At 67.4% G+C, this 10,068-nt stretch carries 6 protein-coding genes and 1 tRNA gene; 1 reads left to right on the plus strand and 6 read right to left on the minus strand.

Features of this window, described 5'->3' with window-relative positions; genetic code table 11:
- Window positions 1–45 precede the first annotated feature (45 nt).
- From EXE42_RS10980 to EXE42_RS11005, 6 genes are read right to left on the minus strand one after another with little or no spacing between them, the layout of a single operon-like run.
- Window positions 46–465 (minus strand): NusA-like transcription termination signal-binding factor, encoded by a 420-nt coding sequence (locus tag EXE42_RS10980; RefSeq protein ID WP_092920580.1) that lies wholly within the window; start codon window positions 463–465, stop codon window positions 46–48.
- A complete protein-coding gene (locus EXE42_RS10985) occupies window positions 465–3,149 on the minus strand; it encodes a DNA-directed RNA polymerase subunit A'' (RefSeq protein ID WP_137706520.1) in 2,685 nt (894 codons plus the stop codon). The genes EXE42_RS10980 and EXE42_RS10985 overlap by 1 nt, the downstream gene beginning before the upstream one ends.
- Window positions 3,142–6,069 carry a DNA-directed RNA polymerase subunit A' gene (locus EXE42_RS10990; RefSeq protein ID WP_092920578.1) on the minus strand — a complete coding sequence of 976 codons (2,928 nt, stop codon included), beginning with the start codon at window positions 6,067–6,069 and terminating at the stop codon, window positions 3,142–3,144. The genes EXE42_RS10985 and EXE42_RS10990 overlap by 8 nt, the downstream gene beginning before the upstream one ends.
- A gap of 6 nt (window positions 6,070–6,075) precedes the next feature.
- Window positions 6,076–7,905: a DNA-directed RNA polymerase subunit B gene (rpoB, locus tag EXE42_RS10995; RefSeq protein ID WP_092920577.1), complete on the minus strand. Its 1,830-nt coding sequence runs from the start codon at window positions 7,903–7,905 to the stop codon at window positions 6,076–6,078.
- 2 nt (window positions 7,906–7,907) lie between these two features.
- Window positions 7,908–9,473, minus strand: a complete 1,566-nt coding sequence (locus EXE42_RS11000; protein WP_004599096.1) for a DNA-directed RNA polymerase subunit B'' — start codon at window positions 9,471–9,473, stop codon at window positions 7,908–7,910.
- On the minus strand, window positions 9,470–9,697 hold the full coding sequence (locus EXE42_RS11005) for a DNA-directed RNA polymerase subunit H (RefSeq protein ID WP_092920576.1): 228 nt from the start codon (window positions 9,695–9,697) through the stop codon (window positions 9,470–9,472). Before EXE42_RS11005 ends, EXE42_RS11000 begins: the two co-directional genes overlap by 4 nt.
- A 297-nt stretch (window positions 9,698–9,994) precedes the next feature.
- On the opposite strand from EXE42_RS11005, the gene EXE42_RS11010 reads away from it, so the two are divergent.
- Window positions 9,995–10,067, plus strand: a tRNA-Asp gene (locus tag EXE42_RS11010).
- Window position 10,068: the final 1 nt, after the last annotated feature.

A 10,068-nucleotide genomic window follows, 5' to 3' on the forward strand; every position in this document is an offset into this window, starting at 1 on the left:
GCGAGAGCGAGCTGGCGCGTCGGGAAAAGGGCGCGGGTTCCCGGCTCAGGTTAGCTGGACGTCGTCGACGTCGTAGTGCCGCTCCGCGAGTCGGCGGGCGGTCTCGATGTTGTCGCCGTCCGCGCCGATGGCGACGCCGCGGTCCGCCTCCGGGACCTCGACGTACGCGACGCGGTCGTTCTGCTCCGAGATGGTGACGGCGTTGACCGCCGCCGGCGCGAGCGCGCTCGCGACGAACGCCTCCGCGGTGTCGGCGTCCTCGACCAGTTCGATCGACTTGTCGAGCTTGCGCTCGGCCTCCGCGACGGTCTCGCCGGCCTGCCCGATCGCGGCGGCCATCTCGCCGGCGGGCACCACGAACACGAGCCGGTCGCCCTCCACGAGGCAGTCGGTCGGCGCGACGCCGGTCAGCTCGTCGAACCGACCGATGTATCGCCGCGCCTCGTCGGAGAGCTCGACGTACATCAGTCGTCGCTCACGACGCGCGACCCCATCCGGAGGTCGACGTCGCCGGTCCCCATCGAGATGGGCTTGCCGGCGATGACGTTCTCGATGACGCCGTCGAGCTCGTCGTACTCGCCGTGGATCGCGGCGTCGAGCAGGTGGTTGACCGTCACCTCGAACGCCGCGCGAGCGAGCACCGAGTCCTTGTTGCCGGAGATTCCGTGCCGGCCGATCGACTCGATCTCGCCGTTGTTCGTCATGATGTCGGCCACGAGCATGAGGTGACGGACGTTCACGTCGTCGAGCCCCTGCTCTTCGAGCGTGTTCTTCGTCTCGTCGATGATCGTCTCGCGGGCCGCCTCGACGCCGAGGTTGCGGTAGATCTCGTGGATGTTGTTACACGTCGTCCGCGAGGCGTCGACCCCCTCGATGTCGAGGGTGTCGCCGAACGCCGACCCCTCGGTGTAGAGGACGAACTCCTCGTCGCCGTCGATCTCCTCTTTACGGATGACGACGCGCTCGATCTCTTCGATCCCCTTGAACACGATCTCCCGGAGCCGCTCGACGAGCTGGAGCAGCTCGCGGTAGCTCGGCTCGTTGGGGCCGAACTCGATCACGGTGCCGGCCTGCCGGACGTCGACGCCCAACGCGTCCTCGATCGTCTCGGCGATGATCCCGGCGATCTCCGTCGGGTCGGAGTGGGTTGGCCACCGCTCCAAGAGGGTGTCGTCGTTCAGGTCGATCCGGACCAGCATGTCCGCGACGTTCGTCGACACGTCACCGAGCGCGAGGATGCGCGTGGCCTCGATCGACCAGACGACCTCGTGGGCCTTCTCGCGGTCGGTGGCGTACTCGCCGTCGAGGTGGACCGTCATCATCGGCGTGTCCGGCGTCTTCCGAGCGTCCACCAGCTCGATGAGCCGGGGGAGCCCCTGCGTGACGTCGATCTCTGCGACGCCAGCGTAGTGGAACGTGTTCATCGTGTTGTGTGTCACGACGCCCTCCGCCGTGGTGAACGTCTCCAGTCCCTCGACCGAGAAGTCGTACACGTGGTCGTGTTCGGTCGATACGCCTTCGATCGACTCGATGCGGTCCCACACCACGTCGCCGGCGACCGCCTGGCGGAGTTCGTCGAACGCCTCCGAGTCGACGCCGGCCTCCTCCGCCTCGTCAACGAGCCGTCGGAGCCGAGAGCGGCCGATCCGCTGGCGGTTCGACGCCGCGTTCACCTGTCGGCTCGGAATGCCGGCGTCGGACGCGACCTCGCGGAGCGCGTCGCCGAAGTTCGGAACCTGATCGGTGGCGTCCGGTCCCGTCTCGTCGAGCTCGGCGGCCGCAGCGTCGAGTTCGTCTCCCCGCTCGCCGACCATTCCGATCCGGTCGGCGAAGCGCTGGACGTGTTTCTTCGGCACGCGGAGCGTCCGCGACGCGTCCTGTTCGCCGAGCGTCGCGTACACGTCGAACCGAGCGAGCAGCAGCGCGATTCCCGCGGTGAGCCGGTCGCTCGTCGAACTGGAACGGACCGCGCTTTCCGCGACGTTGCCGTCGCCGCTGAAGTACCCACTAAGCAGCCCCCGGGCGAACTCGTCGTCCGCGCCGTACGCGAATCCGGGAACGATCTTCTGCTCGTCTTCCGTACACGCGGCGCGCAGGAAGTCGGCGAGGATCGTCCCGTTCACGCGAACGTCGTAGCCGCGAGCGAACCCGCTGTCGTTCTCGTACTCGTTCACCGAGAGGTCGAACCGATCGGCGAACGCTCGGACGCGGTCCTGGAACGTCTCGTCGACGTTCGAGACGGACACGTAGTGGTCCGTCAGCGACCCCTCCGCGAGCCACGCGCCGACGAAGAACCCCGTCTCCGCGTCGAGCGGGAATCGTTCCGGGAGACCGACCGTCCCGCCGGTCGGATAGACGGTCTCCCCGTCGAGGTCTCCGGCGTCGAGCGCGTCGCGCTTGTTGCGGAGCTGATCCGCCCCGACCGGAGCGGTGTCGACGCCGCCGTCGGCGAGCGTCGACGTGTACCAGTAGTCGGTCGCCGGGAGGAACTCCCGGAGGTCGACCTCGTCGTCGCCGTCGCTCTCGTACGAGCCGACGACCGGGAGCCAGTCACCCGCTTCGAGGTCGTCGCCGGCGACCGGGACGACCTCGTTGTCGCGCCGGGTGACGAACGAGTGGGCCTTCGTCGCCCGGATCGTCCGACCGGACTCGAGTTCGAACCGAAGCAGCTCGTCCGGCGCGTCGTGGCGACTGACCTCTTCGACGGGCTTCCAGCGTACGCCCTCGTCGCCGTCGAGGCTGAGCGTCTCCAGCCCGTCGGGCGCGAGCCCGACCTCGTGGTCGTCCACCGACCGGGACTCGCGGGACGTCAGTACCTCGTCGACGAGCGGGCCGATCTCGACGACGTCGGTCGTACCGCTCCGCCGAACCACGACGCGCTCGTCGGACGGGACGCTCATCTGCGTCCCGGGCTCGCCGATCGATTGGGCAGAAACAGTGCCCACAGGGTCCAAGGGATCAACCCGCGTCTGCTCGTAGCGGTTCTCGACGCCCTCGACGATGTCGGTCGCCTGTTCGATGGTGACCTCGCCGGCCTCCTCGGCCTTCCGGTCTATCGCCTCGTACACCTTCGTCTTGAGTCGGCGCGGAAGCTCGGTCGCCTCCACGACCGCCTCCATGTCGTCGGTGACGCCGTCGAACTCAGTCATCGGACTCCACCCCCGGCCCGCCGGCCTTGTTAAGTCCCGGCCCGGCGTGCTCGGAGAGGTTCGTCGGCGGCTCGCGCTCGCCGAGGAACCGCTCCTTCTCCTCGTCGGAGGCGAACTCGGCGTCGACGACGCGGTCGACGATGCCGTCGACGTCGATCCCGTCCTGCTCGCCGGACGATACTTTCACGGGCGAGGTGCCGTCTTCGCCGAACTCGAACTGGACGATGCGGCCCGAGGTGTCCCGGACCGTCCCGTCGTACTGCGCCTCCAGCTCGGAGAGCGCGTTGATGAGCCGCCGCTGGAGGTAGCCGGATTTGGAGGTCCGGACCGCCGTGTCGACGAGCCCCTCGCGGCCGCCCATCGCGTGGAAGAAGAACTCCTGGGGCGTGAGCCCGCCGCGGTAGGAGTTCTCCACGAAGCCGTGCGCCTCCGAGGAGAGGTCGTTCGGCCGGTAGTGGGAGAGCGTCCGGTCCTCGTAGCCGCGGTTGATCCGCTCGCCGCGGACCGCCTGCTGGCCGACGGAGCCGGCCATCTGCGTGAGGTTCAGCATCGACCCGCGTGCGCCGGAGCGGGCCATGACGACGGCCGGGTTGTCGTCGCCGAAGTGCTGGTCGGCGATCTCCCCGGCCGAGTCGCGGGCCTTCCCGAGCGTCTGCATGATCTTCATCTCGAGCGTCTCGTCGACGCCGCGGCCCGGCAGCGACTCGAGCTCGCCGGCCTCGTACGTCTCGATGAGCTCCTGGACGCGGTCGTAGGCGCTCTCGATCGCCTCGTCGACCTGCTCTTCGGCCTCCGGCGGGATCGACTCGTCGTCGATCCCGATCGAGAACCCGAAGTTCATGATCGCGCGCATCGCCAGCGACGCGATCTCGTTGATGAACACGCGGGCGCGGGTCTCGCCGTACTCCTTGGTGAGGGTGTCGACCACCTCGCCGCCGAACGCGCCGACCGCGTCCTCGTCGATGGTCCCCTCTATCAGCTGGCCGTCCTCGATGACGACGCTGTCGCCGGCCGAGGAGGTAAACGAGAGGTCGAGGTCGTCGGGGAGCAGCTCCGAGAACAGCGTCCGGCCGGTCCAGAACTCGCGGCCGTCGTCGTCGACGCCGTCGGCCTCGGGCAGCTCGTCCACGCGCGTGGCGCGGAGCAGGTCCAGCGCCTGCGTCTCCGAGAACTCGGGATTCGAGTGGGTGAGCAGGTACGTCCCGGAGATGTGGTCCTGAATCGCACCGATGATGTTCCCGCCGAAGCGGGGCGAGAGGATCTGCTCTTGGACGCGCATGAGGACGCGCGCCTCGGCGCGGGCCTCCTCGTTTTGTAGCGCGTGCATGTTCATCTCGTCACCGTCGAAGTCGGCGTTGTACGGCGGACAGACGACGGTGTTGAGCCGGAACGTCTTGTACGGCATCACCACGACCTCGTGGGCCATGATGGACATCCGGTGGAGCGAGGGCTGGCGGTTGAAGATCACGATGTCGCCGTCCACGAGGTGGCGGTTCACCTCCCAGTCGGGTTCGACCTTCTCGGCGAGCTCCTCGCAGTTCTTCTCGGTCACCTTCAGCCGGCGCCCGTCGGGGCGACGCACGTAGTTCGCGCCGGGGTGGGCCTCGGGGCCGTTCCGGACGTACTGACGCGCCTCGTCGACGTTGCGCTCGGTGACGTTGAGCGTCTGCGTCATCTCCATGGCGACCCGGTCCGGGACGCCGACCTCGTTCAGCGACAGGGTCGGGTCCGGCGAGATAACGGTCCGGGCGGAGAAGTTGACGCGCTTCCCCGAAAGCGAGCCGCGGAAGCGCCCCTCCTTCCCCTTCAGCCGCTGGCTGAGGGTCTTGAGGGGGCGACCGGAGCGGTGGCGCGCCGGGGGCGTCCCGCTGATTTCGTTGTCCACGAACGTGGTGACGTGGTACTGGAGGAGCTCCCAGAGGTCCTCGATGATCAGCTGCGGGGCGCCCGCCTCGCGGTTCTCCATGAACCGCTGGTTGATCCGGATGATGTCGACCAGCTTGTGCGTGAGGTCGTCCTCGGAGCGCTGGCCGTTATCGAGCGTGATGGAGGGACGCGTGGTGACCGGCGGGACGGGGAGCACGGTCATGATCATCCACTCCGGGCGGGAGTGCTCGGAGTCGATGCCGAGGACCTCGAGGTCCTCGTCCGGGATGTCCTCGAACCAGTCGCGGATGTCCGAGGGCATCAGCTTGTTCATGTCCTCTTCGGTGAGGTCGACGTCTAACGCCTTCTCGATGGCGCGGCGGTCCTCCTTGCGCGGGCGGAACTCGCCGGCCATTATCTCGTTGATCCGGTCTAAGGCGATGTCGGTCTCCTCGGCGAGCTCCTGTGGCGACGTGCCCGGGTCGTCCGCCTCCTCGTCGGGCTGCATCGCGGCCGCGATTCGCTCGGAGTAGTCGCCCGAGAGCACGTCCTGGACCTCGTAGTAGGTGGTCGGCTTCTCGTGTTTGATGTCCGCCTGCGGCTCGCCGCAGAACGGGCAGGTCGACGCCTTCCGGGCCTGCCGGACGGCGGCCTTCAGCACGTCGTGCTCGTCGTCGCCGAGCTCCTTCGCGCGCTCGTAGCGGTCGCGAAACTCGTCGCGCTGCGCCTCGTCCAAGGCGAGCCGGCCGCACTCGCGGCACGTCGAACGGAGCAGCCGCCGGATGAGCTTCGTGAAGCCCACGTGGATGACGGGCGCGGCCAGTTCGATGTGGCCGAAGTGGCCGTTACAGGAGCCGGAGTGGGAGCCGCAGGTCCGACACTCCAGACCGGGGTCGATGACGCCCAGTCGCGGGTCCATCAGCCCCATGTCGATCGGGTAGCCGTCGTCGTCGTACGTGTCGGCCGTGATCACCTTCGTCGCGGACATGTCCCGGTACGTCTCCGGGTCCATGAGGCCGAAGTCGATCCCGCCCAGCACTTTCGGTGTTTGCATTGACATCTAAATCGCGTCCTCCAGTTCGAGTTTCGGTCGGATGCCGAGGGCGATCATCTCGTCGAGCAGCAGCTTGAACGCGTAGCTGACCTCCAGCTCGTGGATGTCGTCCTCGTCGCCCGTGACCGGGTCGTACACGCGGCGCTGCTCGCGGTCCTCGACGGCGACGAGCCCGGTCTCCGCGGAGACGTGAACCGTCTCGGCGTCGGACGACTCGAGCAGCCGCTCGTTGAGCACCATCGACGCGCCGTGGCCGATGATCGTGTCGCGCTCCATCTCCCCGACGCGCAGCCCGCCCTCGCGGGCCCGCCCCTCGGTCGGCTGGCGCGTGAGCACCTGGACCGGCCCGCGCGAGCGGGCGTGGAGCTTGTTCGACACCATGTGGTACAGCTTGTGGTAGAAGATCGTCCCGACGAAGATCTCGGCGTCGATCTTCTCGCCGGTGACGCCGGAGTACATGACCTCCTTGCCGGAGGACTTGAAGCCGTGGTCCTCCAGTCCGTCGCGGAGCTCCTCCTCGTCTTCGCCCTGGAACGGCGTGCCGTCGACCCGGGAGCCGCGGAGCGAGCCGACCTTGCCCCCGAGCATCTCCAGCACGTGACCGACCGTCATCCGCGACGGCAGCGCGTGCGGGTTCATCACGAGGTCGGGGACGACGCCCTCCTCGGTGAAGGGCATGTCCTCCTGGGGCGCGAGGTGGCCCACGACGCCCTTCTGTCCGTGTCGGGACGCGAACTTGTCGCCCAGCTCGGGGACGCGCTGGTCGCGCACCTTCACCTTCGAGAGCTTGGAGCCGTCCTCGCCCTCCATCAGCGTCACCGTGTCGACGACGCCCGACTCGCCCGAGCGCATCGTCACCGAGGTCTCACGGCGCTTCTGCGGGGAGAGCCCGCCCATGTCGTCGGGCTCCTCGAGGAAGCGCGGCGGGCTCGTCTTTCCTAAAAGCACCGAGGACTCGTCCACCTTCGTCTCGGGGTTGACGAGGCCGTCCTCGTCGAGATGGGTGTACGCGTCCTCGCCGCGGGCGCCGCGCACGTCCTGTTCCGGAATCTCGAAGCGGTCCTCCTGACCGCCGGGGTACCGGCGCTCCTCGCCCTCGTAGGTCCGGAAGAAGTGCGAGCGGGTGAGCGCGCGGTCGACGGAGCCCTGGTTCATGACCAAGGCGTCCTCGATGTTGAACCCCTCGTAGGACATCACGGCGACGACGAAGTTCTGCGCCGCCGGCCGCTTGTCGAAGCTGATCTGGTCGGACGTCTGCGTCTTCACCATCGCCAGCTGCGGGTAGTGTAGCAGGTGCTGACGCGTGTCGGGCCGGATCCGGTAGTTCGCCGAGGGGAGCCCGAGCGACTGCTTCATCATCCCCGCGCCCATCGTGATCCGGGGGCTCGCGTTGTGCTCGGGGTACGGGATCATCCCCGCGCCGATACCGAAGACGAGCTGCGGGTCGATCTCGAGGTGCGTGTGGTCCTCGGTCACGTCCTCCTCGTCGACGGCGACGAGGATGTCCTCCTCCTCCTCGGCGTCGATGAACTCGACGTAGCCGCGCTCGACGAGGTCCTCGAACTCGACCTCGCCGCGCTCGACGGCCGCTATCTCCTCGTCGCCCAGCAGCGGCTCGCCGTTCTCGACGACGATGAGCGGGCGCCGCGCCCGCCCCGCGTCCGCGTTGACGATGACCTCTCGGGTCCGGTCTTTCACCGAGACGTTCACCATTTCCGAGACGTCGCCGCGGCGGCGCGCCTCGCGGATCTGTTCGGCGAGCTCGTCGGGGTTCTCGTGGGTGCCCACGAGGCTCCCGTTGACGTACACCTTCGCTTCGCGTTCTGCTTGTGCCATGATCAGTCGTCCGCCGTCTGTCGTTCGACGCCCTCGATGCCGGGGATACCCTCGACACCCATCGACGCCAGTTCTCGTTTCAGCCCCTGTTCGTCCTCGACGGTCTGTGAGAGCTCCATCGCCTGCGCGAAGTTCTTCACGAGCCCGCAGTTCGGCCCCTCCGGCGTCTCGGATGGACAGATGCGACCCCACTGGGTCGCGTGGAGGTCCCGCGCCTCGAAGTGCGGCTGCGACCGCGACAGCGGCGAGCGCAGGCGCCGGAGGTGCGAGAGCACGCCCATGTAGTCCGTCCGGTCGACGAGCTGGGAGACGCCCGAGCGCCCGCCCACCCAGTTCCCCGTCGCGATCGGGTGTTCGAGCCGCTCGGTCAACACGTCGGAGCGGACGACCGTGTTGACGGTGAGCTGCCGGTTCCGCATGTTCGCGCGCTCGAGCTGGTACTTCACGTCGCGCGCCAGCTTGTTCAGCGCGGTGCGGAACAGGTCGCGCATCAGGTCGCCGGAGACCTTCAGGCGCTTGTTCGCGTAGTGGTCCTTGTCGTCGGCCTCCCGGCGGTCCAAGGCGAGCTCGAAGCACGCCTCGGCCATCCGGCAGAGGTAGTACGCCTTGTTGATGCGGACGTCCTCCTCGTCGACGCCCTCCTCGTGGAGGTGCGGGAGGAGGTAGCGGTCGATGACGTAGTTCGCCCGCTTGAGCTGGTAGTTCTTCCCCTGGCCGGAGGCGACGCGCTCGCCGAGGGTCTCGATGGCCTCCTCGGTCGTCTGGACGTCGGCCTCCTCCAGATTCTCCAGCATGAACTTCACGATCTCGGGGTCGTCCGAGACGCGGTGGACGATCTCCTCGTCGGATTCGAGTCCGAGCGCCCGGACGAGCGTCACGAAGTCGATGGAGCCGGAGACGGAGGGGAACGACACTTCGAGCAGCCCCTCGCGGTTGCGCTCGCACAGCACCAGCGCGCGGTACCCGCGGCGCTGGGAGAACGTCTTGGCGACCTGGATCTCGTCGCCGTACTTCGAGTCGTACTCCGCGAGGATCTTGTTCGGCGCCAGGTCCTCCGAGGTCATCAGCACGCGCTCGGAGCCGTTGACGATGAAGTAGCCGCCGGGGTCGACTGGGTCCTCGCCGATGTCGATGAGCTCCTCGTCGGAGAAGCCCGCCATGTTACACTTGTTCGAGCCGACCATGATCGGCATCCGGCCGACCTTCGTCTCGGTCGTGTCGACGACCTGTTCCGGCTCGTCCTCGCCGCCGCGCACGATGGACATCTCCATGAACACGGGCGCCGAGTAGGTGATGTTGCGGAGCCGCGCCTCCTGGGGGTAGAGCAGCTCCTCGGAGCCGTCGGCCTCGCGGACGCGCGGGGTGACCATCCGCACGTCCCCGAGCTCGACGTAGACGGGCTCCTGACCCTCCTTGTCGCCGATGTCCGTCTCGATCGTCTCCTTCTCGTCGACGACCTCCTGCATACCGCGGTCCAGGAAGTTGTTGAACGAGCGGAAGTGGTGTTCGGCGAGCCGTTCGTCCGAGAAGTACTCGCGTGAGACAACGCGTCGGTCTTGCCTGTTCATGAGACGACCAGTCGATAGACGACCGCCTCGTCGGTCGTGCGGGAGTTTCGAACGATTTTCACCACGTCACCGACCTCGGCCTCGTCGGAGAGCGCGGGATCCGTGCGTTTGATCTTCGGTAAGTTCGTTTTCTTCACGTCGTACTCCGCCAGGACTTCCTCGATCTCGTCGGCGTCGAGGAGCACGTGGTCCGGGACGAGTTCGTGTTGGCTTACGTCTACCATGGGTGGTGGTTATTGAAAGAAGCTATCACGAGATACTACAGGAACATATATACGCCAGCGGGATAAGAGTTACCAAGTTTCGCCGCGCACGGCTCCCGACGGGGGCGTTCGACACTCACACGCACGCAGGGTCAACACAAAAGGATACCGGAGCGGACGAACGACGCGCTCGCGCGTCGACCCCGCCGGTCCCCGGGAGCCGGCATCCGAGAGCCGAAATCCCCTGTTACCGATCCTCACTCCGGACGGCGATGACAAGCCTTATTTGCCAGACAGGGGTACGAACTGGTGCGACAAGCCCGGATGGTGTAGTGGCCCATCATACGACCCTGTCACGGTCGTGACGCGGGTTCAAATCCCGCTCCGGGCGT

Source organism: Halorubrum sp. SP3 (assembly GCF_005435195.1).
Lineage (GTDB): Archaea > Halobacteriota > Halobacteria > Halobacteriales > Haloferacaceae > Halorubrum > Halorubrum sodomense.

Coding starts and splice junctions, on each gene's coding strand:
- EXE42_RS10990 (WP_092920578.1), bottom strand. CDS start 6,069: ATGCAAACACCGAAAGTGCTGGGCGGGATCGACTTCGGCCTCATGGAC.
- EXE42_RS11005 (WP_092920576.1), bottom strand. CDS start 9,697: ATGGTAGACGTAAGCCAACACGAACTCGTCCCGGACCACGTGCTCCTC.
- rpoB (WP_092920577.1), bottom strand. CDS start 7,905: ATGGCACAAGCAGAACGCGAAGCGAAGGTGTACGTCAACGGGAGCCTC.
- EXE42_RS10985 (WP_137706520.1), bottom strand. CDS start 3,149: ATGACTGAGTTCGACGGCGTCACCGACGACATGGAGGCGGTCGTGGAG.
- EXE42_RS11000 (WP_004599096.1), bottom strand. CDS start 9,473: ATGAACAGGCAAGACCGACGCGTTGTCTCACGCGAGTACTTCTCGGAC.
- EXE42_RS10980 (WP_092920580.1), bottom strand. CDS start 465: ATGTACGTCGAGCTCTCCGACGAGGCGCGGCGATACATCGGTCGGTTC.